19 protein-coding genes are annotated in these 26,906 nt (G+C 72.0%); 10 read left to right on the top strand and 9 right to left on the bottom strand.

The window, feature by feature from the left end:
- Nucleotides 1–137: 137 nt before the first annotated feature.
- The 6 genes from ACFYM0_RS25900 to ACFYM0_RS25875 all read right to left on the bottom strand — a co-directional run bounded on the left by ACFYM0_RS25900 (nucleotide 138) and on the right by ACFYM0_RS25875 (nucleotide 6,568).
- Nucleotides 138–734, bottom strand: a complete 597-nt coding sequence (locus tag ACFYM0_RS25900) for a Uma2 family endonuclease (RefSeq protein WP_388505414.1) — start codon at nucleotides 732–734, stop codon at nucleotides 138–140.
- A 91-nt stretch (nucleotides 735–825) separates the two neighbouring features.
- On the bottom strand, nucleotides 826–2,136 hold the full coding sequence (locus tag ACFYM0_RS25895) for a DUF58 domain-containing protein (RefSeq protein ID WP_388505412.1): 1,311 nt from the start codon (nucleotides 2,134–2,136) through the stop codon (nucleotides 826–828).
- Entirely contained in the window at nucleotides 2,136–3,098 is a 963-nt protein-coding gene (locus ACFYM0_RS25890; protein WP_388505409.1) for an AAA family ATPase, read from the bottom strand. Before ACFYM0_RS25890 ends, ACFYM0_RS25895 begins: the two co-directional genes overlap by 1 nt.
- A complete protein-coding gene (locus ACFYM0_RS25885) occupies nucleotides 3,095–4,390 on the bottom strand; it encodes a DUF4350 domain-containing protein (protein ID WP_388505451.1) in 1,296 nt (431 codons plus the stop codon). Before ACFYM0_RS25885 ends, ACFYM0_RS25890 begins: the two co-directional genes overlap by 4 nt.
- Nucleotides 4,391–4,653: 263 nt before the next feature.
- Entirely contained in the window at nucleotides 4,654–5,322 is a 669-nt protein-coding gene (locus ACFYM0_RS25880; RefSeq protein WP_388505406.1) for a DUF4129 domain-containing protein, read from the bottom strand.
- Nucleotides 5,323–5,329: 7 nt separating this feature from the next.
- Nucleotides 5,330–6,568: a glycerophosphoryl diester phosphodiesterase membrane domain-containing protein gene (locus tag ACFYM0_RS25875; protein WP_388505404.1), complete on the bottom strand. Its 1,239-nt coding sequence runs from the start codon at nucleotides 6,566–6,568 to the stop codon at nucleotides 5,330–5,332.
- A gap of 254 nt (nucleotides 6,569–6,822) precedes the next feature.
- Between ACFYM0_RS25875 and mtrA the strand changes: the two genes are divergently transcribed.
- From mtrA to ACFYM0_RS25845, 6 genes are all read left to right on the top strand, one after another.
- The gene (gene mtrA / locus ACFYM0_RS25870) at nucleotides 6,823–7,512 is read left to right on the top strand and encodes a two-component system response regulator MtrA (RefSeq protein ID WP_274552971.1); all 690 of its coding nucleotides are present in this window, start codon (nucleotides 6,823–6,825) and stop codon (nucleotides 7,510–7,512) included.
- Between the two features lies 1 nt (nucleotide 7,513).
- On the top strand, nucleotides 7,514–9,598 hold the full coding sequence (gene mtrB, locus ACFYM0_RS25865; RefSeq protein WP_388505401.1) for an MtrAB system histidine kinase MtrB: 2,085 nt from the start codon (nucleotides 7,514–7,516) through the stop codon (nucleotides 9,596–9,598).
- Nucleotides 9,534–11,438, top strand: a complete 1,905-nt coding sequence (locus ACFYM0_RS25860) for an LpqB family beta-propeller domain-containing protein (RefSeq protein WP_388505398.1) — start codon at nucleotides 9,534–9,536, stop codon at nucleotides 11,436–11,438. The genes mtrB and ACFYM0_RS25860 overlap by 65 nt, the downstream gene beginning before the upstream one ends.
- 77 nt (nucleotides 11,439–11,515) lie before the next feature.
- Complete coding sequence (locus tag ACFYM0_RS25855; RefSeq protein ID WP_388505395.1) at nucleotides 11,516–12,265, top strand: ComF family protein; 750 nt, start codon at nucleotides 11,516–11,518, stop codon at nucleotides 12,263–12,265.
- 359 nt (nucleotides 12,266–12,624) lie between these two features.
- On the top strand, nucleotides 12,625–13,332 hold the full coding sequence (gene hpf, locus ACFYM0_RS25850) for a ribosome hibernation-promoting factor, HPF/YfiA family (protein ID WP_388505392.1): 708 nt from the start codon (nucleotides 12,625–12,627) through the stop codon (nucleotides 13,330–13,332).
- 259 nt (nucleotides 13,333–13,591) lie between these two features.
- Complete coding sequence (locus ACFYM0_RS25845) at nucleotides 13,592–14,320, top strand: response regulator transcription factor (protein ID WP_250751046.1); 729 nt, start codon at nucleotides 13,592–13,594, stop codon at nucleotides 14,318–14,320.
- A 66-nt stretch (nucleotides 14,321–14,386) separates the two neighbouring features.
- Here ACFYM0_RS25845 and ACFYM0_RS25840 read toward each other — a convergent pair whose 3' ends face one another.
- Entirely contained in the window at nucleotides 14,387–15,568 is a 1,182-nt protein-coding gene (locus ACFYM0_RS25840; protein ID WP_388505389.1) for a winged helix-turn-helix domain-containing protein, read from the bottom strand.
- Between the two features lie 9 nt (nucleotides 15,569–15,577).
- Nucleotides 15,578–16,156 carry a GNAT family N-acetyltransferase gene (locus ACFYM0_RS25835; RefSeq protein ID WP_388505386.1) on the bottom strand — a complete coding sequence of 193 codons (579 nt, stop codon included), beginning with the start codon at nucleotides 16,154–16,156 and terminating at the stop codon, nucleotides 15,578–15,580.
- A gap of 240 nt (nucleotides 16,157–16,396) precedes the next feature.
- Between ACFYM0_RS25835 and secA the strand changes: the two genes are divergently transcribed.
- On the top strand, nucleotides 16,397–19,171 hold the full coding sequence (gene secA / locus ACFYM0_RS25830) for a preprotein translocase subunit SecA (RefSeq protein ID WP_388505383.1): 2,775 nt from the start codon (nucleotides 16,397–16,399) through the stop codon (nucleotides 19,169–19,171).
- A 100-nt stretch (nucleotides 19,172–19,271) separates the two neighbouring features.
- On the opposite strand, the gene ACFYM0_RS25825 is transcribed toward secA, so the two are convergent.
- Nucleotides 19,272–19,754: an Rv3235 family protein gene (locus ACFYM0_RS25825; protein ID WP_388505380.1), complete on the bottom strand. Its 483-nt coding sequence runs from the start codon at nucleotides 19,752–19,754 to the stop codon at nucleotides 19,272–19,274.
- A gap of 509 nt (nucleotides 19,755–20,263) precedes the next feature.
- On the opposite strand from ACFYM0_RS25825, the gene ACFYM0_RS25820 reads away from it, so the two are divergent.
- The 3 genes from ACFYM0_RS25820 to ACFYM0_RS25810 all read left to right on the top strand — a co-directional run bounded on the left by ACFYM0_RS25820 (nucleotide 20,264) and on the right by ACFYM0_RS25810 (nucleotide 26,878).
- Nucleotides 20,264–20,770, top strand: a complete 507-nt coding sequence (locus ACFYM0_RS25820) for a DUF6912 family protein (RefSeq protein WP_388505377.1) — start codon at nucleotides 20,264–20,266, stop codon at nucleotides 20,768–20,770.
- Between the two features lie 74 nt (nucleotides 20,771–20,844).
- Nucleotides 20,845–21,492, top strand: coding sequence for an HAD family hydrolase (locus ACFYM0_RS25815; RefSeq protein WP_388505449.1), 648 nt, complete (start codon nucleotides 20,845–20,847; stop codon nucleotides 21,490–21,492).
- A 403-nt stretch (nucleotides 21,493–21,895) separates the two neighbouring features.
- Nucleotides 21,896–26,878 (top strand): NAD-glutamate dehydrogenase, encoded by a 4,983-nt coding sequence (locus tag ACFYM0_RS25810; protein ID WP_388505374.1) that lies wholly within the window; start codon nucleotides 21,896–21,898, stop codon nucleotides 26,876–26,878.
- The last annotated feature ends 28 nt before the right edge of the window (nucleotides 26,879–26,906 follow it).

Genomic DNA, 26,906 nt, shown 5'->3' with positions numbered 1-26,906 from the left:
GGGGACCCTGTGGGAGAGTAGGACGCCGCCGAACAATTTTTGAGAAAAGCCCCGTACCGGGTAACCGGTACGGGGCTTTTCTGCGTTTACAGGCCTTTCGGCCCCGGCCCCCTGCGGATTCGGCCGGGGCCGGCCTCCTACCAGTCGGCGGGGTAGCTCCTGAGGCTGCTCGTGTCGAGCGTCCAGCGGCCGGCGGCGACGGTGTCCCCGAAGGAGTGGGGAACCGTCTTGCGGTAGCGGATGCCGTCAGGTCCTTCCGAGGGGTCGCTGTGCACCGTGGCGGTCTTCTTGTCCTTGCGGGGATCCACCACGACGTAGAGCGGGACCCCCATCTTCGGGTAGTCGTGAAGCTTGTCGCGGATGTCGGTGAGGGAATTCGTACGGGAGACGACCTCCACCACCATGAGGACATCGCGCGAGTTGACCACCTTCGCCGTGTCGTCGGTGTCTTCCTCGGCGATGACCATGAGGTCGGGGACCTTGGTCAAGCCTGTCACCGGATCGCCCATGTTCGTGTCGTTGAGGACCATGACCTCGGGCGTCTGGGCCTCGATCTGACGGCGTAGCCGCACCACGGTCAGCCCGTGGGGAGCCGTGGGGCTCATCAAGGTGAGGGAGATCTGGCCTTCGGTCGTCTGCACCTTCCACTGGTCTTCCTGGTGCTCGGCCAGCTCCGAGAGCTGCTCCGCGAAGTCGTGCATGCGGCGCATCTGCTCCGGGGTGAGGTCGGCCATGATGTCCTCCTGGTGGGTGCCGCGCCCAGCGTATCCAGACCGGGACGGGCACGTCCCCGTGGAGAGACGGCCGGGGTCAGAGACGGCCGGGTCAGAGGCGGCCTGCGGCTTTGAGGGCCAGGTAGGCGTCGGCCAGGGCCGGGGCCAGGGTGTCCGGGGTGGCGTCGACCACGTGGACGCCGTGGCGAGTGAGCTGTTCGGCCGTGCGGCGGCGGGCGGCCTGGGACTGGGTGCCCGCGGCGGCCTCGTAGACGGCCTCCACCGTGCCGCGGGACTTCGTCATCTCCGCGACGTGGGGGTCCGAGACCGAGGCCAGCAGGACCGTGTGGCGCTGGGTGAGGCGGGGGAGGACCGGGAGCAGGCCCTCTTCGACGGGGGCGGCGTCCAGGCTGGTCAGGAGGACCACCAGGGAGCGGCGCGGGGCGCTGCGCAGGATGGTGGAGACCAGGGTGCGGGAGTCGGTTTCGACCAGTTCCGGTTCGAGGGTGGCCATCGCGTTCACGAAGGCGGGGAGGGTGTCCGCCGCGCTGCGGGCCTGGACCTGGGCGCGGGGGCGGCGGTCGTGGGCCAGGAGGTCCACGCGGTCGCCCGCGCGGGTGGCCAGGGCGGTGAGGAGCAGGGCCGCGTCCATCGCCGAGTCGAGACGCGGGGCGTCGCCGACGCGGCCGGCCGCGGTGCGGCCGGTGTCCAGGCAGATCAGGATGTGGCGGTCGCGTTCCGGGCGCCAGGTGCGGACGGCGACCTTGTTCTGGCGGGCGGTGGCCCGCCAGTCGATGGAACGCGTGTCGTCGCCGGGTACGTAGTCGCGCAGGCTGTCGAACTCCGTGCCCTCACCGCGGGTCAGAACGCTGGTGCGGCCGTCGAGTTCGCGCAGGCGCGCGAGGCGGGAGGGGAGGTGCTTGCGGCTCGCGAAGGGCGGCAGGACGCGGACCGTCCAGGGGACGGTGTGGTGGCCCTGGCGGGCCAGCAGACCGAGCGGGCCGTACGAGCGGATCGTGACGCGGACCGCCTGGCGGTCGCCGCGGCGGGTGGGGCGCAGGCGGGTGGTCAGGCGGCGGCGTTCGCCGGAGGGAACCGTCAACGCGTGCCGTGAGCCGGTGACTTCCGTTCCCGGAAGCCAACTGCTCGGGGGCCAGGCGTCGCGGATCCGGGCGCGGAGCGTGCGCGGGGAGGGGTTCGTGATCGTGAGGTGGACGTCGGCGGCTTCGCCGAGGCGTACCGACGTGTCGCCGGAGCGGGCCAGTTGGAGCGTGCGGACCGGGGCCGCGAGGGCGTAGTCGACGGCGCAGGCCAGGGCGATGGGGGCGTTGACCGCGAGCATCCCCGCCCAGCTCGGTCCGAGGATGCCGACGGGGATGCTGCCGAGGGCCGCGAGCAGGGCGGCGCGTCCGGTGAACGCCATCAGCGCGGGACGGGGACGTGGGTGAGGATCGCGGTGATGACCGCGTCGGCCGTGACGCCCTCCATCTCGGCCTCGGGGCGCAGTTGGACGCGGTGGCGCAGGGTCGGCAGGGCGAGGGCCTTCACGTCGTCGGGGGTGACGTAGTCGCGGCCCACGAGCCAGGCCCAGGCACGGGCCGTGGCCAGCAGCGCGGTCGCGCCGCGCGGGGAGACGCCGAGGGTGAGGGAGGGGGAGTCGCGGGTGGCGCGGCAGATGTCGACGACGTACCCGGTGATCTCCGGGGAGACGGCGGTGGCTTCGACGGCTTTGCGGGCGGCGTCGAGCTCGGCGGGGCCGGCCACCGGGCGGATGCCGGCGGAGTGCAGGTCGCGGGGGTTGAAGCCGGCCGCGTGGCGGGTCAGTACGCCGATCTCGTCCTCGCGGGAGGGCAGGGGCACGGTGAGCTTCAGGAGGAAGCGGTCGAGCTGGGCCTCGGGCAGGGGGTACGTGCCCTCGTACTCGACCGGGTTCATGGTGGCGGCGACGAGGAACGGCTCCGGGAGCTTGCGGGGGGTGCCGTCGACGGTGACCTGGCGCTCCTCCATGGCTTCGAGGAGGGAGGACTGGGTCTTGGGGGGCGTGCGGTTGATCTCGTCGGCGAGCAGCAGGTTGGTGAAGACCGGGCCGTTCTGGAAGGAGAACTCCGCGGTGCGGGCGTCGTAGACGAGGGAGCCGGTGACGTCGCTCGGCATCAGGTCGGGGGTGAACTGGACGCGCTTGGTGTCGAGTTCGAGGGAGGCGGCCAGTGCCCGTACGAGGAGGGTCTTCGCGACGCCGGGGACGCCTTCGAGGAGGACGTGGCCGCGGCAGAGGAGGGCGACGACGAGACCGGTGACGGCGGAGTCCTGGCCGACCACGGCCTTTCCGATCTCGGTGCGGAGCGCCTCCAGGGCGGAGCGGGCGCTGTCCGTGGTGGCCGTCATGAGGTGCGGACCTCCCTTTCGAGGGCGTCGAGGTGGTCGGCGAGCGCGATGAGCGCCGCGTCGGTGGTGGGGGCGGTGCCGAAGAGCAGCGTGTCCGGGTCCTGCGGGGGCCGTCCGGCGGTGAGGCGGGCTGCGACGGCGGGGACCAGGGAGGCGGGGTCGTGGGCCTGGGAGGCCGGTACGCCGACCAGCGCGGCCAGGCGTTCGCGGGCGGCGGCGCGCAGCACGGTGGCGGCGCGGTCGCGGGCGCCGGCCTTGCGGTACAGGCGGGCGCGGCCCTCGGTGGCCTCGGAGGCGCGGACGAGGACGGGCAGGCGTTCGGTGACGAGCGGGCCGAGGCGGCGGGCGCGCCAGAGCGCGGCGACGGCGGCGGCGAGGAAGAGCTGGAGCAGGGCCCAGCTCCAGCCGGCGGGGATCAGGTCGAGGAAGCTCCGCTCCTCGCCGGTGCCTTCGCCGTCGTCGGAGTTGCCGTCGGCCAGGGACGGCAGGTACCAGACGAGGTTCGGGCGGGAGCCGAGGAGCTGGAGTGCGAGGGAGGCGTTGCCCTCCTTGGCGAGGCTCTTGTTGAGGAGGATGCCCTCGGAGCCGAGGAGGACGGTGTCGCCGCCGTGGGTGCCGGTGGGCAGGACGAGGAGGGTCGGGTGGCCTGCGCTGGGGTAGCAGCCGGTGGCTCCGGGGGTGCCGGTCGTGTAGCGCAGGCCGCCGCCGGTCGCGGCGCGGCCCGCGGTGGTGGCGGCGGGGAGGGTGCAGGCGGTGCCCGGGTCGAGGTTCGTGTCCGGGGCGGGGGAGCCGTCGCCGTGGGTGCGGGTGCCGGGGGCGAGGGCGGGGAGGCTGAGGGGGCCGCTCGGCGCGAGCAGGACGGTCCGGCCGCCGGAGAGGTCGATCGCGGAACGGATGTCGCGGAGCTGGGTCTCCCCGAGCCGGTCGGGGTCGGTGACCAGCAGGGTCGTGCCGGGGCCGGCGGCGTCGGCGGCCTGCTCGGCGGTGGTGACGACCCGGACGGTGACCCCGCGGTCCCTGAGCAGCTCGGCCACGGCCCGACTGCCGTAGGGGTCGGCGGAGCGGGGGTCGAGGTAGCCGTGCCGGGCACCGGAGTTCAGGGCGGCGAGGGCCAGCCCGGCGGCGAGGAGCACCGCGAGCGCGACGAGGAACCCGCGGGCGCGGGTCCAGACGTCCCGGGGGCGGGGGCCTCCGGCGGTCGTACGGGGAGGGGTGGCGGGGTCGCCGGACGCCGTGGCGGGGGCTCCGGCGGGGCCGGGCGTGCCGGTCGCTGCGGCGTGGGCGGGTGGCAGGGGGGCTGCGCCCGGGGCGGGATGGCCCGTGGCGTCGGCCGCACCCGGCGGGGTCGCTCCGGCCTGGACGGGGGTCCGGGAGGCGGCGCCCCCGGTGGGGTGGCCCCTGCCGTCGGCTGCGCCCGCAGTGGGTGGCTGCGCCGCGGGGGCTGCGTCCGTGCCCGGCGTTGCGTTTCCGGTGGGGTGGCCGGCGTCCGGGGCTGCGTCGCCCGGGCTGGTGGACGCGTCCGTGCGGGGGGCGTTTGGGTCCGGGTTGGTGTCGGTCATGGTGTGGGGCCTGTCAGGAGGGGCTTCGTGCGGGACAGGGCCTGGTCCAGGGTGGTGAGGGTGGCGTACATCTCGGGGGTGGCCGGGTGGGCGCCGTAGGTGACGTCGTCGAAGGTGCGGGCCGCCGCGCGCAGGGCCGTGGCGTGGGACGGGAGGGTGACGGCGGCCTCGGCCGCGGCCTCGTCGGCGGTGCGGCCGGGGCGGGGGTCGAGGAGGGTGCGCTCCTCCAGGGAGCGGACGACGGCCCGCATGCGCTCCTGGACGGCTTCGCTCCAGCGGCCCTCGCCGGCCAGTGCCCCGGCGGCGGCGCGGTGGTCCGCCGCACTGCGGACGCCGTCGTCGAAGAGGGTGCCCGGGGCGCGGGCGGCGGTGCGGCCCGGGGCGCCCAGGCGCCACCACAGGGCTGCGACGAGCAGGAGCGCGAACAGGGCGATGGCCAGCAGGCCCAGCGTGCCGCCCGGGGTCGCGCCGGAGGCGCGGTCGAAGAGGTCCCCGACCCACTCCCAGAAGCGGTTCAGGGCCCTTTGGAGCAGACCGGGGTCGTTCTGGTGGTACGCGGGCTTGGACAGCTCGCGGCGGGCCGCCTCGCGGGCTGCCTCACGGCCGATGGTGATCTGGGGTGTGGGTGGTGCCGTGTGGGTGAGCAGGCCCCCCGTGCTCCTCATTCCCGCGTCAGCCTCCGGTCGGCGGCGTGGTGGTGCCGTAGTTCTCGATGCCCGCCGCCCGCGCGAGCTCCAGGTCGAGGGCCTCGCGTCGGATGCGCTGGTCGACGTAGAGCAGGACGGTGACGCCGGCCTGGATCGGCACGGTGACCGCCAGCGCGATGATCCCGCCGATGGCCGTCGTGATCAGGTATCCCCAGCTCGTGGTGCCGGAGCCGTCGACCATGCCCTCGAGGCCGCCGCCGAAGAGCAGGCCGCCGACGACGGTGAGGGGGAAGACGATGACGCCCGAAACGAGGAACGTGATGACGGCCGTGAGGACCGTGATGCCGAAGATCCGCCACCAGGAGCCCTTGACCAGCTTCGAGGAGCGGACGAGGGCCTTGCGCACCGTCGCCTTCTCCAGCATCAGGGCGGGAGAGGCCAGGGAGAACCTGATCCAGAGCCAGAGGATCAGGCCCAGGGCGACGAAACCGCCGAGGACGGCGAGGCCGGCCTGGCCGGCGAGGGCGCCGGGCAGGACCAGCACGGCGAAGAGGAGCGACGCGCCGATCCCCAGGAGGAGGGTCAGGCCGAACAGCCGTGCGAGCTGGGGGCGGGCCTCGCGCCAGGCGGCGCCGACGGAGGAGCCGTGGCCGAGGATGGCACGGCTGTAGATCATGGTGAGCATCGCGGTGGCGACGATGGTGCCGATGAGCAGGATGAACTGATCCGCCGCCATCAGTCCCACCATGGAGCCGAGGGCGTCGAGCTGCTCGTCCAGGGGTGCGGTGCTCGACTGGGTCACCGTGAATTCGTCGAGCGTGTACTTCTGCACGAACACGCTGACGAGCTGCACGAGGACGGCCACGACCAGGGTGATCGGCAGCACCGTGCGCCAGTGCTTGCGCATGGTGCTGACGGCACCGTCGAGGATCTCGCCCAGGCCGAGCGGCCGCAGCGGGATCACGCCGGGCTTCGCCGCCTGGGTGTGCGGGCCCCAGCCGCCCTGGCCGCCGCCCTGGCCGCCGTTCTGGGGGCCGGCGCCGTACGAACCCCAGCCCGCGCCCGGCTGCGGAGCCGCGGGCGGCTGCTGCTGCGGGTTCGGCGGGGTCTGGCCCGGGGTCGGGCTCGACCACTGGCCGGGGGGCGGCTGCTCGGCGGACCACTTGGAATCGCCGGCTCCGCCCGCGGGTGGCTGCGTACCGTGGGAGCCCTCACCGTCGGACGGGGAGGATCCGGGCGTAGCCCAGCCCGGAGAGTCGTTCATCGTCGCTCCTTCACGTGCACTGCGGGGGTGCGGGGCGCTTGGTCCGGCTGCCATCGTGCCATGTGACAACCTCAAACGGACCAGCCGTCCCCAACGGGCCAGCCGTCCTCTGGATCCCGGTCCGTTCGCGCCTTCGTATGGCGCGCGGATCCGGGGCACACTGGGCGCCCTGATCTCCACGCAGGTCCGAGGGACTATTTCCAGCCCCTTTGGCTGTGGGACAGCTCACCGCCGGGTAACGATTAGCTAATGGGATGATGTCAACCATGAAGGGACGCGTCCTTGTCGTCGACGACGACACCGCGCTGGCCGAGATGCTCGGCATTGTGCTGCGTGGAGAAGGTTTTGAGCCGTCGTTCGTAGCGGACGGCGACAAGGCACTGGCTGCCTTCCGGGAGGCGAAGCCGGATCTCGTGCTGCTCGACCTCATGCTGCCCGGTAGGGACGGCATAGAGGTGTGCAGACTGATCCGCGCCGAGTCGGGCGTACCGATCGTCATGCTCACCGCCAAGAGCGACACCGTTGACGTGGTCGTGGGCCTGGAGTCCGGGGCCGACGACTACATCGTCAAGCCGTTCAAGCCGAAGGAGCTGGTGGCCCGCATCCGGGCCCGCCTGCGCCGTTCGGAGGAGCCCGCGCCCGAGCAGCTGACCATCGGTGACCTGGTCATCGACGTGGCCGGGCACTCGGTCAAGCGGGAGGGCGCCTCGATCGCCCTGACCCCGCTGGAGTTCGACCTGCTGGTGGCGCTCGCCCGCAAGCCCTGGCAGGTCTTCACCCGCGAGGTGCTGCTGGAGCAGGTCTGGGGCTACCGCCACGCGGCCGACACCCGCCTGGTGAACGTGCACGTCCAGCGGCTGCGCTCCAAGGTCGAGAAGGACCCGGAGCGCCCCGAGATCGTCGTGACGGTGCGCGGGGTCGGCTACAAGGCCGGACCGAGCTGACATGACACCCGGCAAGCCCCGTGGCCGCTCCCGCTGGGGAGCGCTGCGGGGCGGTCGGCAGCTCCGTCTCGACGCGGTCGGAGCACCCGGCGGCCCCGTGCTGCGGCTGTTCGTACGCCTCGTGCGCCGGCCGCTGCTTCCGGCTGTCCGGCTGTGGCGGCGCAACATCCAGCTCCGGGTGGTCGCCGCGACCCTGCTGATCTCCCTCGCCGTGGTCCTCGCCCTCGGGTTCGTGGTCATCGCACAGGTCAGCAAGGGCCTCCTCGACGCCAAGGAGGAGGCCGCGCAGAGCCAGGCCGCGGGCGGCTTCGCGGTCGCACAGGAGAAGGCCAACACGCCCTATACGGCGGACGGGCCCGACGCATCCGACAACAAGGTCGGCCGGGACGCCAGCACCTGGATGAACTCCCTGGTCAAACAGCTCGCCAGTGGCGGGCAGAGCGCCTTCGAGGTGGCGGCGCTGGGCGCCGGCACCGGAACCGGCGAGGAACAGCCGGCCCGCGGAGCCCTCGGCGGCGTCCGCGGAGCCCGTGCCTCCGGCAACGTGGACCCGACGGCCAGCGTCCCGCTGGGGCTGCGCCGCAACGTCAACCACGCGACCGGCGCCTTCAAGACCTTCTCGCAGATCCGCTACACCGACGCCGGGGACAAGCTGCCCGAGCCCGCGCTCGTCATCGGCAAACGGCTCACCGACATCAACGGCGAGCCGTACGACCTGTACTACCTCTTCCCGCTCACCCAGGAGGAGGAGTCCCTCAACCTGGTCAAGGTCACCATCGCCACCGCGGGGCTCTTCGTCGTCGTGCTCCTCGGCGGGATCGCCTGGCTCGTCGTGCGTCAGGTCGTCACCCCCGTCCGGATGGCCGCGGGGATCGCCGAGCGGCTCTCGGCGGGTCGGCTCCAGGAGCGGATGAAGGTCACCGGCGAGGACGACATCGCCCGTCTGGGCGAGGCCTTCAACAAGATGGCCCAGAACCTCCAGAACAAGATCCAGCAGCTGGAGGACCTCTCCCGGCTGCAGCGCCGCTTCGTCTCGGACGTCTCCCACGAGCTGCGCACCCCGCTCACGACGGTACGGATGGCAGCGGACGTCATCCACGACGCCCGCGCCGACTTCGACCCCATCACCGCGCGCTCCGCCGAGCTCCTCGCCGGACAGCTCGACCGTTTCGAGTCCCTCCTCGCCGACCTGCTGGAGATCAGCCGGTTCGACGCGGGCGCCGCCGCTCTGGAAGCGGAGCCGATCGACCTGCGGGACGTCGTGCACCGGGTCATCGACGCGGCCGAGCCGCTCGCCGAGCACAAGAACACCCGGATCCGCGTCCTCGGAGACACCCAGCCGGTGATAGCCGAGGCTGACGTCCGGCGCGTGGAGCGGGTCCTGCGCAACCTTGTCGTCAACGCCGTCGAGCACGGCGAGGGCCGCGACGTGGTGGTCCGGCTCGCCTCGGCGGGCGGGGCCGTCGCCGTGGCCGTACGGGACTACGGAGTGGGGCTCAAGCCCGGCGAGGCCACCCGCGTCTTCAACCGCTTCTGGCGGGCGGACCCGGCGCGGGCGCGCACGACCGGCGGTACGGGCCTCGGCCTGTCCATCGCCGTCGAGGACGCCCGGCTGCACGGAGGCTGGCTCCAGGCGTGGGGCGAGCCCGGCGGCGGCTCGCAGTTCCGCCTGACGCTGCCGCGCACCGCCGACGAGCCGCTGCGCGGATCGCCGATCCCGCTGGAGCCCGAGGATTCCCGGGCCAACCGGGCCAGGGCCGCCGCGGAGGGCACCGCGGCCGCCGGCCAGCGGGCGCAGCAGGCACAGCAGGCGGGGCGCGGCGACCGGTCGCCGATGCCGCCGAGGTCCCCCGTCGCGGGTGCGGTGCCGGTACCGGCCGACCCGACGGCGCTGCCGGGCAACGGGGCGCGGGTCGTGACCCGGCCGGGGCCGGCGGAGCAGGGACACGGTTCCGGGGGCGGAGCGGCGGCCGCGCGGGCCGGCGGGACGGCGGGAGCAACCGACCGAGAGGGTGGAAGCGGTGGAGCGGGCGGAACCGGTGGAGCGGGAGCAGCGGGCGGAGCGGGTGGACCGCATGGGCGCTGAGCCGGAGCCGGGCCGGTCGCGCCGGCGCACGCCGCACGCCCTCGGCACCGTAAGGGCCCTCGCCTTCGGTGCGGCCGGGCTTCTGCTCGCCGGCTGCGCCTCCATGCCCGACCACGGCGAGGTCCGCCCCGTGGAGGCCTCCCAGGGCGTCGACTCCCAGGTCCGCGTCTTCGGCGTGCCGCCGTCCGACAAGGCCAGCCCGCAGGAGATCGTCGACGGCTTCCTGGAGGCCATGACCAGCGACGACCCGCAGCTCCAGACCGCCCGCAAGTACCTCACCGAGGAAGCGGCGAAGAACTGGAAGCCCGGAGCGGCGGTCACCGTGCTGTCCGCCGGCCTCGACCGGTTCTCCCTACCGGGCGAGAAGGATCCGGCGGCCCCCCGGTTCAAGATCGCGGGCAAGATGCTGGCCACGGTGGACGAGCGCAGCGCGTACCAGCCGGAGACCGGCGACCGGCGCTACGAGCAGTTCCTCCAGCTCACGCAGAAGGACAACCAGTGGCGGATCGCGACCCCGCCCAGCAGCCTGGTCCTGAGCGAATCCGACTTCCAGCGCATCTACCGGCCGGTCAACAAGTACTACTTCGCGGGGGCCACGCTCGTCGCCGACCCCGTCTACGTGCGTCAGCGCAGCGACCCGGATTCCCGGATGGACCCCACCACCCAGACCGTCACCTCGCTGCTGGCGGGCCCTTCCAAGTGGCTCGGTCCGGTGGTCACTTCCAGTTTCCCGACCGGTACGGAACTGCGCGAGGGCACCAAGTCCCTTGCGATCGACGGTCAGAACACGCTGCGCGTGCCCCTGAACAAGAACGCGGACGACGTCGACGAGCCGCAGTGCCAGCGGATGGCGACCCAGCTCCTCTACACGGTCAAGGACCTGACGGGTTCCAGGGTCGACCGGGTCGACGTCCTGCGCTCCGACGGCACCCCGCGCTGCCAGGTGTCCGAGGCGGCCGCGGCCGTGCTCGCCAACCGGCCGCCCTCGCCCGGCCACCAGTACTACGTGGACGCCGAGAGCCGGCTCCAGCGGTTGAACCTGGACCCCAACCGCGAGGACCAGCAGGACCCGCCGACACCGGCCCCCGGGCCGCTGGCCGGGAACCCGGCCTTCAAGGTGGGCTCCGCCGCCGTGTCCTACGACGAGAAGCGTGCCGCGGTCGTCTCCGAGGACGGGCACGGGCTGCACGTGGTCAACCTGACCACCGCCGGAGCGATGCCGCCGGCACTGCTGACCGGCAAGGGGGCCAAGCCCGACGGGCTCGCCACCCCCACCTGGGACGCGGCCGGCGACCTGTGGGTCGCGGACACCGACCCGCAGAACCCGACGCTGTGGCGGCTGCCCGGCGGCACCGGGACCCCCGAACGGGTCGAGGTGTCGGGGCTGGCCGGCGGTCGGATCACGGGGCTGAAGGCCTCCCCCGACGGGGTGCGGATCGCGCTGCTGGTGCAGCGGGAGAGCCGCAAGTACCTGTACATCGGGCGGATCGAGCGGCCCGACGCGAAGGGCGACGTCTCCGCGGTCTCGGTGCGCGAACTGCGCCCGGCCGCCCCGCAACTGGCGGACGTGGCGGCGATGAGCTGGGCGCCGCGGGGCCGGCTGCTGGTGGTGGGCCGGGAGAGCGGCATGGTCGTCCAGGCCCGCTACATGCTGGCCGACGGCTCGATGGTCGGGGCCGGGCTGCCCGGGGCGACCGGGCTGGTGGCGGTCGCCGCGAGCGAGGACGAGAAGACGCCGGTGGTCGCCGAGTCGCTGGAGGACGGCATCGTGTGGCTGCCGCCGGGGGCGCAGTGGCGCACGGTGGTGGCCGGCGGACGGGCTCCGGTCTACCCGGGCTGACCTGGTGCGACCTGCCCTTTTCCGTGGTTGTCCACAGGGGTGGCGCAGTGCTGTCGCCGCCCGCCAGAGTGGACGTCATGCGGGAGTGGTGGCGGGGGCTGGCCGGTGAACTCGCCGGGCTGGTGCTGCCGGTCGGGTGCGCCGGCTGCGGGGCCGGCCGCGCGGTGCTGTGCGCGGGCTGCCGGTCGGAGCTCAGCGGGGCCGGGGCGGGCCCCGTACGGCCGTCTCCGTGCCCCGGCGGGCTGCCCGCGGTGTATGCGGCCACCGTGTACCGGGAGGCCGTACGGGCCGTCGTACTGGCCCACAAGGAGCGCGGGGCGCTGCCGCTGGCCGGAGCCCTCGGCGCTGCCCTGGCGGCGGCCGTCCGCGCGGGCGGGGCGGGGCGCGCGGGCGGGGGCGTGGCCCTGGTTCCCGTGCCCTCCGCGCGGCAGCGGGTGCGGGCGCGCGGGCACGACCCGGCGCTCAGGATCGCGCTGGCCGCCTCGGCGCGGCTGCGGCGGGAGGGCGTGCCCGCGCGCGTGACGCCCGTACTGCGGCTGCGGCGGGCGGTGGCCGACCAGGCGGGCCTGGGGGCGGCGCAGCGCCGGGAGAACCTCGCGGGGGCCCTTCGGACACGGCCGGGCGCCGGGCGGGCGATGGCGGGGGCGGCCCGGATCGTGCTCGTGGACGACCTCGTCACCACCGGATCCACCCTGGTGGAGGCGGCGCGGGCGCTGCGCGAGGCCGGGATCGGCGTACTCGCGGCCGCCGTGGTGGCCGCGCCGGCGGACTCCTTCGTGCGTCCCCGCAGCGGCGCAACTCGAACAGAGCAAAAAACTGGGGAATAGATTTGGAACTGGAAGGGAAGGCGCATCGTTGCAGGTAGTAAGAGGGAACGGCCACCTGAACGGAGGTACGTTCCGGTAGCGGGTGCCGACAACCGGCATAGAGGGATATGTTCGGTTGTAGGGAATTGGCGAACCTTGGGCCCCACGCATCGGAGCGCAGGTTTCGAGCGTCGTGACGTTTGTGAAACTTCGTGTCAGAGGTTGTCCCTCGACTCCGAAGTCGGTGGGGTGTAGATCTTGCCGATGGGGGAGGAGGAGGTGGAAGTCGCCAAGTCCGAGGCTCCGGTGTTCACCGGGGTCTGGTGCGAAAGGGAGACGCTTCGCCCCTGGGGCGGAGCTATCCGGGAACGGAGTTCTGCGTGGACATCGTCGTCAAGGGCCGTAAGACCGAGGTGCCCGACCGGTTCCGCAAGCACGTGGCCGAGAAGCTGAATCCGGAGCGGATCCAGAAGCTCGACGCCAAGGTGATCAGCTTGGACGTCGAGGTGTCCAAGGAGCACAACCCGCGCCAGGCCGACCGTTCCGACCGCGTGGAGATCACCCTGCGTTCGCGGGGCCCGGTTATTCGTGCCGAGGCCTCCGCCGCAGACGCGTACGCGGCGCTCGACCTCGCTCAGGACAAGCTGGAGGCCCGGCTGCGCAAGCAGCACGACAAGCGCCACACCCGTCGTGGTTCCGGACGGCTCTCGGCGGCCGAGGTCGCCGACGTGGTTCCGAACGCCGCGACTCTGAACGGCAACGGCGAGCCGGTCAACGGGGAGAAGGCGGATGCGGACGCGATTCCGACCACCCGGATCGGATCGCTTGAAGTGCAGGGCGACGGCCCGCTCATCGTTCGCGAGAAGACCCACTCGGCCGCACCCATGTCGCTCGACCAGGCCCTGTACGAGATGGAACTGGTCGGTCACGACTTCTATCTGTTCGTCGATTCCGACACCAAGATGCCGAGCGTCGTCTACCGGCGCCACGGTTACGACTACGGCGTGATCCACCTCAACGCCTCCGACGCCGCCTCCAGCTCGGGTGAGCTCGACGGTGCGGGCGCGGGTGGAGCGCTCGGAGGCTGATCTGCTGATTCCGGACTGATTCCGGGCTGGATCCGGATGTCCGTGCGGTGCCGGTGTGGTGCCCCCGCGTTCGCCCAGGCGGGCGCGGGGGCACTCGCATGAGGTGATGGCTGCGAAACGGTGGCCTGTATGGGTCGGCCTGTAATCGCCGGACTCCGTTCGGCCACGTCGGCATGGAATCATGTCGGGCAGTCAGCCGGCGGCCGCTCTCGTCGGATTGACCCAGCAGCTCAGCACACGTGGTGCAGGGGGAGGAACGATGGCGGACAGCTTCGGGCCGGTGCGTGATGACAACGGTGCGGGCTGCCGTGAGGAGGACCGGGTGGCAGAGCCGATCCGGGTGCTCGTGGTCGACGACCATGCGCTGTTCCGGCGCGGGCTGGAGATCGTCCTCGCGCAGGAGGAGGACATCCAGGTCGTCGGCGAGGCGGGTGACGGGGCGGAGGCCGTGGACAAGGCGGCGGATCTGCTGCCCGACATCGTGCTGATGGATGTGCGGATGCCGCGGCGCGGCGGGATCGAGGCCTGCACCTCGATCAAGGAGGTGGCGCCCTCCGCGAAGATCATCATGCTGACGATCAGCGACGAGGAGGCGGACCTCTACGACGCGATCAAGGCGGGGGCGACCGGGTACCTGCTGAAGGAGATCTCGACGGACGAGGTCGCGACGGCGATCCGGGCGGTGGCGGACGGGCAGTCGCAGATCAGTCCTTCGATGGCGTCGAAGCTGCTGACGGAGTTCAAGTCGATGATCCAGCGGACGGACGAGCGGCGGTTGGTGCCGGCGCCGCGGCTGACGGATCGGGAGCTCGAGGTCCTGAAGCTGGTGGCCACCGGGATGAACAACCGCGATATCGCGAAGGAGTTGTTCATCTCCGAGAACACCGTGAAGAACCACGTGCGGAACATTCTGGAGAAGCTGCAGTTGCACTCCAGGATGGAGGCGGTGGTGTACGCGATGCGGGAGAAGATCCTCGAGATCCGGTAGCGCCGGGCCCGGGCCCCGGGGCTCCGCCCCGGACCCCGGTCCGCGCACGCCGGACGGGTGGATCGTTCAGAGGGCGGCGAGTTCCGCCGTGACGGCTTCCGCTTCCGTCGCGGAGGACGCGCGGTCGATGCGGATCGTGTCGCAGCCGACCCAGGTGGCGGCCTCGCGGAGGGCTTCGGCCATGGGGCGGGCTGCCTTCGGGGTGGTCAGGGAGAGTTGGCGGGCCACGAGGGTGGTGCCCTCGCGGGCCGGGTCCACGCGGCCCTGGAGGTGGCCTCCGGCCAGCAGGGGCATCGCGAAGTAGCCGTGGATCCGGCGGGGCTTGGGGACGTACGCCTCCAGACGGTGGGTGAAACCGAAGATCCGCTCCGTGCGCGGGCGTTCCCAGACCAGGGAGTCGAACGGGGAGAGGAGGGTCGTGCGGTGGCGGCCCCTGGGGAGGGTGGCCAGGGCCGACGGGTCCGCCCAGGCCGGTCTGGACCAGCCTTCCACTTCCACCGGGACCAGGCCCGCGTCCTCGACCACCGCGTCGAAGTCGGGGCCCTTGAGCCGGTGGTAGTCCGCGATGTCGGAGCGGGTGCCCACGCCCAGGGACTGCCCCGCGAGGGCCACCAGCCGGCGCTTGCACTCGCGGTCGTCCAGGGCGTCGTGGAGCAGCGCCTCGGGGACGGCCCGCCCGGGGAGGTCGTAGACCCTCTTCCAGCCGCGCCGCTCGGTGCAGACGACCTCGCCGATGTCGAGGAGCCACTCCACCGCGATCTTCGTCTCGGACCACTCGAACCATTCGCCGCCGTTCTTGGCGCCGCCCAGTTCGGTCGAGGTCAGGGGGCCTTCGGCGGCGAGGCGGTCCAGGACCGTCTTCGTCGAGCGGTGCTTGTCCTCCAGGACGTGCCAGCGGTGGCCGCGGGCCTTGTTGGCACGGCGGCGGAAGGCGAAGTGCGGCCACTCCTCCATCGGCAGGATGCAGGCCGCGTGCGACCAGTACTCGAAGGCGTGGTTCTGCGACCAGTACGAGGCTTCGACGGCGGAGCGCCCGACCGCGCCGAGGCGCGCGTACGGGACCAGCTCGTGCGAGCGGGCCAGTACGGAGATCGTGTCGAGCTGGACGGCGCCCAGGTGGCGCAGGACGCCGCGGACACCGCCGCGCCGGTCCGGAGCACCCAGGAATCCCTGCGCGCGCAGCGCGATGCGGCGGGCCTCGTCTGCGGAGAGGGACAGGGCGGGCGGGGGCGGGGGCGCGGTCGTCATGGCGGAACCCTAGGGCGTGGCACTGACAGGCGAGGGAAGGTACGGGAGGCGGGAGGGCAGGCCCAGGTCCGAGGGGAGCATGGCGCCGGTCCAGCAGTCCCGCAGGGTTCCGCGGTGTTCCATGCCCGCGCGCGCCACGCCCTCGATGGTGAAGCCGGCCTTCTCGGCGACCCGGCGTGAGGCGTCGTTCCCGACGCCCGCGCGCCAGATCATCCGTACGCAGCCGAGCTCGGTGAAGGCCCAGCGCAGCACGGCGGGCAGGGCCTCGGGCAGGTAGCCGCGGCCCCGGTGGCCGGCGACGGTCCAGTAGCCGACCTCGTGGGCGTTGTCGCCCTGCGGGCCGAGCCCGACGCAGGCGACCAGCGGGCCGCCGGCGCCGAGCCGGACCCCGAAGTTGTACTCGGAGCCGTTCTGGCCGCCCGGGACCCGGGTCGCGAAGGACTCGGCGTGCGTGCGCTCGTACGGGACGGAGACCGGGATCCAGCGCTGGATCGCGGGATCCTGCAGCGCCGCGTACACCTCGTCCGTGTCCGAAGCGCCGAGAGGGCGCAGGACGAGGCGCTCGGTGGTCAGGGTGATCGGTTCCATGGGCCGATTCTGCTGTGGGAGGACGGCGGAGGCGAAGCGGATTTACCGAAGAGGGTCCGCCCATACCGGCACCTTCGGTGCCCCTCACACGTTCTCATTTCCGGGCAGTCCAGCCCCGCGGCAGTGCGGACCTCCCGACGCGACCGCGTCCTCGCTTACGATGGCCGTTGCGGTGGGGCCCACCCTCCGTGCCCGTGCACGAACCAGTGCCAGGCCCGACCGGCAAGGAGACAAACCTCGGTGTCCGTCTTCAACAAGCTCATGCGTGCAGGCGAAGGCAAGATCCTCAAAAAACTGCACCGCATCGCGGACCAGGTCAACTCCATCGAAGAGGACTTCGTCAACCTCTCCGACGCCGACTTGCGTGCGCTCACGGACGAGTACAAGCAGCGCTTCCAGGACGGCGAGAGCCTGGACGACCTGCTGCCCGAGGCCTTCGCGACGGTCCGCGAGGCCGCCAAGCGCGTCCTCGGCCAGCGTCACTACGACGTACAGATGATGGGTGGCGCGGCGCTGCACCTCGGCTACGTGGCCGAGATGAAGACCGGTGAGGGCAAGACCCTCGTCGGCACGCTGCCCGCGTACCTGAACGCGCTGTCCGGCAAGGGCGTCCACCTGATCACGGTGAACGACTACCTCGCCGAGCGCGACTCCGAGATGATGGGCCGGGTGCACAAGTTCCTCGGCCTGGAGGTCGGGTGCATCCTGGCGAACATGTCTCCGGCGCAGCGCCGTGAGCAGTACGCCGCCGACATCACGTACGGCACGAACAACGAGTTCGGTTTCGACTACCTCCGCGACAACATGGCGTGGTCGCAGGACGAGCTCGTCCAGCGCGGCCACAATTTCGCCGTGGTCGACGAGGTCGACTCGATCCTCGTCGACGAGGCCCGTACCCCGCTGATCATCTCGGGCCCGGCCGACCAGGCCACCAAGTGGTACGCGGACTTCGCGAAGCTGGTCACCCGCCTGACCAAGGGCGAGCCCGGCCAGCCCCTCAAGGGCATCGAGGAGACCGGCGACTACGAGGTCGACGAGAAGAAGCGCACCGTCGCCATCCACGAGACCGGTGTCGCGAAGGTCGAGGACTGGCTCGGCATCGAGAACCTGTACGAGTCGGTGAACACCCCGCTCGTCGGTTACCTGAACAACGCCATCAAGGCCAAGGAGCTCTTCAAGAACGACAAGGACTACGTCGTCATCGACGGCGAAGTCATGATCGTCGACGAGCACACCGGCCGTATCCTCGCCGGCCGCCGCTACAACGAGGGCATGCACCAGGCGATCGAGGCGAAGGAAGGGGTGGACATCAAGGACGAGAACCAGACCCTCGCCACGATCACGCTCCAGAACTTCTTCCGCCTGTACTCGAAGCTGTCGGGCATGACCGGTACGGCCATGACCGAGGCCGCCGAGTTCCACCAGATCTACAAGCTCGGTGTCGTCCCGATCCCGACCAACCGCGACATGGTCCGCAAGGACCAGGCGGACCTGATCTACCGCACAGAGGTCGCGAAGTTCGCCGCCGTCGTCGACGACATCGCGGAGAAGCACGAGAAGGGCCAGCCGATCCTCGTCGGTACGACGTCGGTCGAGAAGTCCGAGTACCTCTCGCAGCAGCTCTCCAAGCGGGGCATCCCGCACGAGGTGCTGAACGCGAAGCAGCACGACCGCGAGGCGACGATCGTCGCCCAGGCCGGCCGTCGCGGCGCCGTCACGGTCGCCACGAACATGGCCGGCCGTGGTACCGACATCAAGCTCGGCGGCAACCCGGACGACCTCGCCGAGGCCGAGCTGCGCCAGCGCGGTCTGGACCCGGAGGAGCACATCGAGGAGTGGGCGCACGCCCTTCCCGAGGCGCTCACGCGGGCCGAGGCGGCCGTGAAGGCGGAGTTCGAGGAGGTCAAGGACCTCGGCGGGCTGTACGTGCTGGGCACCGAGCGCCACGAGTCGCGCCGCATCGACAACCAGCTGCGCGGCCGCTCCGGCCGACAGGGCGACCCGGGCGAGTCCCGTTTCTACCTGTCGCTCGGCGACGACCTGATGCGCCTGTTCAAGGCGCAGATGGTCGAGCGCGTCATGTCGATGGCGAACGTGCCGGACGACGTGCCGATCGAGAACAAGATGGTCACGCGGGCCATCGCGTCGGCCCAGTCGCAGGTCGAGACCCAGAACTTCGAGACGCGCAAGAACGTCCTGAAGTACGACGAGGTCCTCAACAACCAGCGCACGGTCATCTACAAGGAGCGCCGTCGCGTCCTGGAGGGCGAGGACCTCCAGGAGCAGATCCGTCACATGATGGACGACACGATCGACGCGTACATCACGGCCGAGACGGTCGAGGGGTTCGCGGAGGAGTGGGACCTGGACCGGCTGTGGAGCGCCTTCGGGCAGCTCTACCCGATCAAGGTCACGGTGGAGGAGCTGGAGGACGCCGCGGGCGACCGCGCCGGCATCACCGCCGAGTTCATCGCGGAGTCCGTCAAGGACGACATCCACGAGCAGTACGAGGCCCGCGAGGCGACGCTCGGTTCCGACATCATGCGCGAGCTGGAGCGGCGCGTGGTGCTGTCGGTGCTGGACCGCAAGTGGCGCGAGCACCTGTACGAGATGGACTACCTGCAGGAGGGCATCGGCCTGCGGGCGATGGCCCAGAAGGACCCGCTGGTCGAGTACCAGCGCGAGGGCTTCGACATGTTCAACGCCATGCAGGAGGGCATCAAGGAGGAGTCCGTCGGCTACCTGTTCAACCTGGAGGTCCAGGTCGAGCAGCAGGTCGAGGAGGTCCCGGTCTCGGACTCCGGTCCGTCGCTGACCAAGCCGGAGATCCGGGCGAAGGGTCTGGACGCCCCGCAGCGGCCGGACCGGCTGCACTTCTCCGCGCCCACCGTGGACGGTGAGGGCGGCGTCGTCGAGGGCGACTTCGAATCGGATTCCGGTGACGACGCCGGGATGACGCGCGCGGAGCGCCGTAAGGCCGCGAAGGCCACGGGCGGCCGTCGCCGCAAGAAGTAACCCGCGCCGTTCGCGGGATCACCGCCGGGGCCGGACACCACGCTGTGCGTGGGGTCCGGCCCCGGCGGCGTTCGCGGGCGGGGGCGCGGGGACGCCGGGGTCACGGGCGGGGGCCCTGGAGTTCCACGGCGGCGCAGCGCCAGCGCAGGTCGGGGCCCTGTTCCAGGCGGAAGGCCAGCGCGGTGAGGCGGTCGCCCGTGGCGATGCGGGCGAAGGCTTCGATGACCCCGGGCCCCGGGGTGAACCGGCCGCATCCGCGGATGACGGGACTGATCCGGCGGGCCTCGTACGCGCGCTCCTGCGGGGAGTCGGCGGGGGCCAGGGTGATCAGCTGGTCGTAGGCCGGGCCGATGGTGTGGCCGATCAGGGAGTGCACGGGGCGGCGTCCGCTGAGGACGGCGAGCAGCCGTTCGGCGAACCAGTCGTGGGGGCCGCGGCGGATCCCGGCGGGCGGCCGGCGCCGGTCATGGCGGCGGCCGGGCCTCGCGGCGCCGGGGCCCGTGCCCGCGGGCCTCGCGGTGCCGCGGCCGGGGCCGGTGGCGGCCGCGGCGCTGCCGGCCGGTCGGGGGGTGCTCGTGGTCATGGTGGTCGTCCCCGGGGGTCGGGCCCGGCGTGGGTACCGGGCGGTAACTTGGTAGGGGACTTCTACGGGGCCGCGGACACGCTCCGCAACGGCGCCGCGGGGCCGCCCCGGCCCCGGCCCGCCTTCACCTATCCGGGTCCCTCACCGGCGGCCCCGAGCCCCCGGCGCCGTCCCGGCGGGAGCGAAGTGGACGCCGCCGGGGCCTGCGGCGGCACCCCGAAGGGGGACGCGGGCCGTCACGGACGGAGTCCGGGCCCGGGGCGCACCCCGTGTCACGGCTCCGGGCCGGGCCGGAGGTGACGGATCGGGCCGTCACCTGACGGAGTCCGGTGCAGTTCGCCGAAGCCGTGGAGGCCCCGGGAGGCCCTGGCGGCCCCTGGAGGCCGGTGGAGCCCCCTGGAGGCCCGCGGATGCCGACGCGGGCGAGAGGGGCGGCACGAAGGCGAGCGGTGGGGCCGGGCGCCGGTCGTATCCTGGGGGCGTTTCCGACCTACCGAAAGCAGCCGGCCATGCGCGTGTACGTCCCCCTGACCCTCCCCGGGCTCGCCGAGGCGCACCAGGCGGGTGAGCTGGGCCCGGCTCCGCTGCGGGCGTACGCCGTCACGCCCGGGCTGCGCGAGTGGTGCGTGTCGGACGACCTCGAGGAGCTGGAGTACGCCGCGCTGACCAGGGCCGCGGCCGCCTCGCTGCGGATGATCGCCGAGGACGGGGCCGCGCCCCGCAAGCGGGTCGTGGTGGCCGTCGACGTGGACGACAAGGCCGCCACCGCCACCCCCGACGCCGCCGCCGACGAGGCCACACTGGGCCAGGTGGCCCTCGCCGGGGCCGTACGGCTCTCGGTGGCGGCCGCGGTGCACGTGGACGCGGAAGAGGCCCTGGAGGACGTGAGCGCGGCCGTGGCGGCCGTACCGGCGGCCGACGGGGGCGACGAGGCCGCCCGGTTCACCGTCGACGGCGCCGAGGACCACGAGCTGCTGTGGTTCGGGGTCCAGGAGATTCCGGGGCTGCTGAAATGAGTTCCGTGAACGAGACCCCCGCGCCCGAGAACGGGACCCCCGTACCCCGGCCCCCCGCGCCCGCGGCCCCGCACATCGTCTGGGACTGGAACGGCACGCTGCTCCACGACATCGACGCGGTGATAGCCGCCACCAACGCTTCCTTCGCGGAGCTCGGCCTGGCGCCGATCACCCTGGAGCGGTACCGCGAGCTGTACGTCGTACCGGTGCCGAAGTTCTACGAGCGCCTCATGGGCCGGCTCCCCTCGGACGCCGAGTGGCTGGTCATGGACGAGGCCTTCCACCGCCACTACTGGGCGGCCGCCGAGGACGCCGGGCTCGCCGAGGGGGCCCGCGAGCTCCTGCGGGACTGGCAGGCGGAAGGGCTGACGCAGTCGCTGCTGTCCCTCGCGCCCCACGAACAGCTCGTGCCGCTCGTCAGGGCGCACGGGATCGACGGGCACTTCCTGCGCGTCGACGGGCGTACCGGGCCCTCCCACACGACCAAGGCGGGACACCTCGTACGTCACATGGCGGCCCTGGACGGGACGGGAGTGACCGCCGGCCGTACGGTCCTCATCGGAGACGCCGTGGACGACGCGCTGGCCGCCGCGCACGTGGGCGCGCGGGCCGTCCTCTATACGGGCGGTTCGCACAGCCGCGGCAGTCTGGAATCGGCCGGTGTCCCCGTCGTGGACAGCCTGGCGGAGGCCGTACGCACTGCTCGCGTGCTGGCCGGATAGTGACCGGTCGCATGAGCGGAGAGCGACCGCGCGCCCGCCTGGCACGCCCGGCCGGGCCGGGCCCTGTCCAGAGTGTCAAAGTTACCCCCCCTCTTTTGTACACATACAGCTCATGACGAGCCGGGGGTGGCACGAGATAGCCTGGTACCCGTGATCAGCGCGATAGTTCTCGGAGGCACTGAAGCCTCCGTCCGGCGCCCGGCGCACCACCGTGCCCGGGCCGTCGCTGATCCCCGCCCCCGGTCCCTGGACATCCTGCCGATCATGGCCGATTTCCTCCCGGTGGGCTTTCTCGACGGCATAGCGTCGATCCCGAACGGACACAGACACCCCGCGTCGCGGTGCTATGCCATTCCTTCCTTCACCTACGTCACGCAATGGCGCGCGACAGGAGCCAGAGGACATGCAGACCAAGCTGGACGAAGCAAAGGCCGAGCTGCTCGCGCGGGCGGCACGGGTAGCTGAGAACAGCCCGGCCGGGGGGCTACTTCCGACTGGGTCCGAGCAGGGGGAGCGTCCCGACCGGGACACGACTCTCGCCTACCTCCAGCGCTACTACCTGCACACCGCCCCGGAGGACCTGCTCGACCGGGATCCGGTCGACGTGTTCGGGGGCGCGCTTTCGCACTACCGGCTCGCGGCGAACCGTCCGCAGGGCACGGCGAACGTGCGGGTGCACACGCCCACGGTGGAGGAGAACGGCTGGACCTCCAGCCACTCCGTCGTCGAGGTGGTCACCGACGACATGCCGTTCCTCGTGGACTCGGTGACGAACGAGCTGTCCCGCCACGGGCGCGGCATCCACGTCGTGATCCACCCGCAGGTCGTCGTCCGCCGCGACGTCGCCGGCAAGCTGATCGAGATCCTCGGCCCCGACTGCGACGCACACGGTCCCCGCACCGCGCGCCCCCACGACTCCCTCGTCGAGTCCTGGATCCACGTCGAGATCGACCGCGAGACCGACAAGGCCGACCTCAAGCAGATCACCGCCGATCTGCAGCGCGTCCTGTCCGACGTACGCGAGTCCGTCGAGGACTGGGAGAAGATGCGCGACGCGGCGCTGCGCATCGCGCAGGAGCTGCCCGAGGAGCCGACCGCCCCGGACCTGCGCGAGTACGAGCTCGAAGAGGCCCGCGAACTGCTGCGCTGGCTCGCCGACGACCACTTCACCTTCCTCGGCTACCGCGAGTACAACCTCGTCGACGGCGACGCCCTGGCCGCCGTGCCCGGCACCGGCCTCGGCATCCTGCGCTCCGACCCGCTGCACCACGGCCAGGACGAGGCGCACCCCGTCTCGCCGTCCTTCAACCGGCTGCCGGCCGACGCCCGGGCCAAGGCCCGCGAGCACCGCCTGCTGGTGCTGACCAAGGCCAACAGCCGTTCCACCGTGCACCGCCCCTCGTACCTCGACTACGTGGGCGTGAAGAAGTTCGACGCCGAGGGCAACGTCGTCGGTGAGCGCCGCTTCCTCGGCCTGTTCTCCTCCGCCGCCTACACCGAGTCGGTGCGCCGGGTCCCGGTCATCCGCCGCAAGGTCGCCGAGGTCCTCGAAGGCGCCGGGTTCGCCCCGTCCAGCCACGACGGCCGCGACCTGCTCCAGATCCTGGAGACCTACCCGCGCGACGAGCTGTTCCAGACCCCGGTCGACCAGCTCCAGGCCATCGCCACCTCCGTCCTGTACCTGCAGGAACGCCGCCGGCTGCGGCTGTACCTGCGCCAGGACGAGTACGGGCGCTACTACTCCGCGCTGGTCTACCTGCCGCGCGACCGCTACACCACCGGCGTGCGGCTGCGGCTCATCGCGATCCTGCAGGAGGAGCTCGACGGCATCAGCGTCGACTTCACCGCCTGGAACACCGAGTCGATCCTCTCCCGCATCCACTTCGTCGTCCGCGTCCCGCAGGGCACCGAGCTGCCCGTGCTCACCGACGCCGACGTCGAGCGGATCGAGGGCCGGCTGGTCGAGGCCGCCCGTTCCTGGGCCGACGGCTTCGGCGAGGCGCTCGTCGCGGAGCTGGGCGAGGAGCGCGCCGCCGAGCTGCTGCGCAAGTACGCGAACTCCTTCCCCGAGGGCTACAAGGCCGACCACTCGCCGCGCTCGGCCGTGGCCGACCTGTGCCACCTGGAGCGGCTGTCCGCGAGCGACCGCGAGTTCGCGCTGTCGCTGTACGAGCCCGTCGGCGCGGGCCCCGGCGAACGCCGGTTCAAGATCTACCGCACGGGTGAGCAGGTCTCGCTCTCCGCGGTCCTGCCGGTCCTGCAGCGCCTGGGCGTCGAGGTCACCGACGAGCGGCCGTACGAGCTGCGCTGCACCGACCGCACCAACGCGTGGATCTACGACTTCGGTCTGCGGATGCCGCTCCCGAGCAGCAACGGGGACCCCGCCGGGAGCTCCAACTACCTCGGCGACGACGCCCGCGAGCGGTTCCAGGACGCTTTCTCGGCGGTCTGGCAGGGCGACGCCGAGAACGACAACTTCAACACCCTGGTGCTGGGCGCCGGACTGACCTGGCGCCAGGCCGTGGTCCTGCGCGCCTACGCCAAGTACCTGCGCCAGGCCGGTGCCACCTTCAGCCAGGACTACATGGAGGACACCCTCCGCAACAACGTCCACACCACCCGGCTGCTGGTCTCCCTCTTCGAGGCCCGGATGTCGCCGGGCCGCCAGTCCGCGGGCACCGAGCTCGTCGACGCGATGCTGGAGGAGCTGGACGGGGCCCTGGACCAGGTCGCCTCGCTGGACGAGGACCGGATCCTGCGGTCCTTCCTCACCCTCATCAAGGCGACGCTGCGCACGAACTTCTTCCAGCTCAACTCCGCGGGCGAGCAGCACTCCTACGTGTCGATGAAGTTCGACCCGCAGGCCATCCCCGACCTGCCGGCGCCCCGCCCGGCCTTCGAGATCTGGGTGTACTCCCCGCGCGTCGAGGGCGTCCACCTGCGCTTCGGCAAGGTCGCCCGAGGCGGCCTGCGCTGGTCCGACCGCCGCGAGGACTTCCGTACGGAGATCCTCGGCCTGGTCAAGGCGCAGATGGTCAAGAACACCGTCATCGTGCCCGTGGGCGCCAAGGGCGGCTTCGTCGCCAAGAACCTCCCCGACCCGTCGGTGGACCGCGACGCCTGGCTCGCCGAGGGCATCGCCTCGTACAAGATCTTCATCTCGGCGCTGCTCGACATCACCGACAACATGGTCGGCGGCGAGGTCGTGCACCCCAAGGGCGTGGTCCGCCACGACGAGGACGACACCTACCTCGTCGTCGCCGCCGACAAGGGCACCGCGACCTTCTCCGACATCGCCAACGGGGTCGCGGAGTCCTACGGGTTCTGGCTGGGCGACGCCTTCGCCTCCGGCGGCTCGGCCGGCTACGACCACAAGGGCATGGGCATCACCGCCCGCGGCGCCTGGGAGTCCGTCAAGCGGCACTTCCGCGAGCTCGGGCACGACACCCAGACGCAGGACTTCACGGTCGTCGGCGTCGGCGACATGTCCGGCGACGTCTTCGGCAACGGCATGCTGCTCTCCGAGCACATCCGCCTGGTGGCGGCCTTCGACCACCGGCACATCTTCATCGACCCGACCCCGGACGCCGCGACCTCGTACGCCGAGCGCCGGCGCCTGTTCGACCTGCCGCGCTCCTCGTGGGCCGACTACGACACCTCGCTGCTCTCCGCGGGCGGCGGGATCCACCCGCGCAGCGCGAAGGCCATCCCGGTCAACGCGCACGTCCGTGAGGCCCTCGGCATCGAGGCCGGCGTCACCAAGATGACCCCGGCCGACCTGATGAAGGCCATCCTCCAGTCCCCGGTGGACCTGCTGTGGAACGGCGGCATCGGCACGTACGTCAAGGCGACGGCCGAGACGCACGCCGACGTCGGCGACAAGGCCAACGACGCCATCCGCGTCAACGGCTCCGACGTGCGGGCCAAGGTCATCGGCGAGGGCGGCAACCTGGGCCTGACCCAGCTCGGCCGCATCGAGTTCGCGCGCAGCGGCGCCGGCGGCGAGGGCGGCAAGATCAACACCGACGCCATCGACAACAGCGCGGGCGTGGACACCTCCGACCACGAGGTGAACATCAAGATCCTGCTGAACTCGGTGGTCACCGACGGAGACCTGACCGTCAAGCAGCGCAACAAGTTCCTCGCCGAGATGACCGACGAGGTCGGCCGCCTGGTGCTGCGCAACAACTACGCGCAGAACGTGGCGCTGGCGAACGGCGCCGCCCAGGCCCCCAGCCTGCTCCACGCCCAGCAGCGCTTCATGCGCCGCCTGGGCCGTGACGGCCTGCTGGACCGCGCGCTGGAGTTCCTGCCCAACGACCGGCAGCTGCGCGAGCTGCTGAACAACTCCAAGGGCCTGACCCAGCCGGAGCTGGCCGTCCTGTTCGCCTACACCAAGATCACGGTGGCGGACGAGCTCATCCACACCGAGCTCCCGGACGACCCGTACCTCGCCCGCCTGCTGCACGCCTACTTCCCGGGCGCCCTGCTCGCGAAGTTCCCCGAGCAGGTCGACGGACACGCGCTGCGCCGCGAGATCATCACCACGGTGCTGGTCAACGACACCGTCAACAGCGGTGGCTCGACCTTCCTGCACCGCCTGCGCGAGGAGACCGGGGCCTCCCTGGAGGAGATCGTCCGGGCGCAGCTCGCGGCCCGCGAGATCTTCGGCCTGGCCGGTGTCTGGGACGCGGTGGAGGCCCTCGACAACGAGGTCGCCGCCGACGTCCAGACCCGGATCCGGCTGCACTCGCGGCGCCTGGTCGAGCGCGGTACGCGCTGGCTGCTGAACAACCGGCCGCAGCCGCTCCAGATCACCGAGACCATCGAGTTCTTCGCCGAGCGGGTGGAGCGGGTCTGGTCGGACGTGCCGAAGCTGGTGCGCGGCGCGGACCTGGAGTGGTACGAGGCGGTCATGGCCGAACTGATCGGCGAGGGCGTGCCGGAGGAACTGGCGGCCAAGGTGGCCGGGTTCTCCTCCGCCTTCCCGACGCTCGACATCGTCGCGATCTCGGACCGTACGGGCGTCGATCCGCTGGCCGTCGCCGAGGTGTACTACGACCTCGCAGACCGGCTCGACATCACCCAGCTGATGGACCGGATCATCGAGCTGCCGCGGGCCGACCGCTGGCAGTCGATGGCCCGCGCGTCCATCCGCGAGGACCTGTTCTCGGCGCACGCGGCGCTGACCGCGGACGTGCTGGCGGTCGGGAACGGGACCTCGACTCCCGAGGAGCGCTTCAAGGCGTGGGAGGAGAAGAACGCGGCGATCATCGGTCGGGCGCGGACGACCCTGGACGAGATCCAGGGGTCGGACGACTTCGATCTGGCGAACCTGTCGGTGGCCATGCGGACGATGCGCTCGCTTCTTCGGGCGCACGCGTAGCCCTGCGGGCGGCGGCAAGAGTACGGGC

This window comes from Streptomyces sp. NPDC006487, assembly GCF_042870555.1.
Classification (GTDB): Bacteria; Actinomycetota; Actinomycetes; order Streptomycetales; family Streptomycetaceae; genus Streptomyces.
The sequence above is the reverse complement of the archived record's forward strand: the minus strand, read 5'-3'. Positions and strand labels throughout refer to the sequence as shown.

Bases quoted from the DNA above. Each gene is read 5' to 3' on its own strand.
- mtrA (WP_274552971.1), top strand. From the start codon at position 6,823: ATGATGTCAACCATGAAGGGACGCGTCCTTGTCGTCGACGACGACACC.
- ACFYM0_RS25835 (WP_388505386.1), bottom strand. From the start codon at position 16,156: ATGGAACCGATCACCCTGACCACCGAGCGCCTCGTCCTGCGCCCTCTC.
- ACFYM0_RS25895 (WP_388505412.1), bottom strand. From the start codon at position 2,136: ATGGCGTTCACCGGACGCGCCGCCCTGCTCGCGGCCCTCGGCAGCATC.
- ACFYM0_RS25875 (WP_388505404.1), bottom strand. From the start codon at position 6,568: ATGAACGACTCTCCGGGCTGGGCTACGCCCGGATCCTCCCCGTCCGAC.
- ACFYM0_RS25840 (WP_388505389.1), bottom strand. From the start codon at position 15,568: ATGACGACCGCGCCCCCGCCCCCGCCCGCCCTGTCCCTCTCCGCAGAC.
- mtrB (WP_388505401.1), top strand. From the start codon at position 7,514: ATGACACCCGGCAAGCCCCGTGGCCGCTCCCGCTGGGGAGCGCTGCGG.
- ACFYM0_RS25900 (WP_388505414.1), bottom strand. From the start codon at position 734: ATGGCCGACCTCACCCCGGAGCAGATGCGCCGCATGCACGACTTCGCG.
- ACFYM0_RS25890 (WP_388505409.1), bottom strand. From the start codon at position 3,098: ATGACGGCCACCACGGACAGCGCCCGCTCCGCCCTGGAGGCGCTCCGC.
- ACFYM0_RS25845 (WP_250751046.1), top strand. From the start codon at position 13,592: ATGGCGGACAGCTTCGGGCCGGTGCGTGATGACAACGGTGCGGGCTGC.
- ACFYM0_RS25810 (WP_388505374.1), top strand. From the start codon at position 21,896: ATGCAGACCAAGCTGGACGAAGCAAAGGCCGAGCTGCTCGCGCGGGCG.
- ACFYM0_RS25855 (WP_388505395.1), top strand. From the start codon at position 11,516: ATGCGGGAGTGGTGGCGGGGGCTGGCCGGTGAACTCGCCGGGCTGGTG.
- ACFYM0_RS25880 (WP_388505406.1), bottom strand. From the start codon at position 5,322: ATGAGGAGCACGGGGGGCCTGCTCACCCACACGGCACCACCCACACCC.
- ACFYM0_RS25820 (WP_388505377.1), top strand. From the start codon at position 20,264: ATGCGCGTGTACGTCCCCCTGACCCTCCCCGGGCTCGCCGAGGCGCAC.
- ACFYM0_RS25825 (WP_388505380.1), bottom strand. From the start codon at position 19,754: ATGACCACGAGCACCCCCCGACCGGCCGGCAGCGCCGCGGCCGCCACC.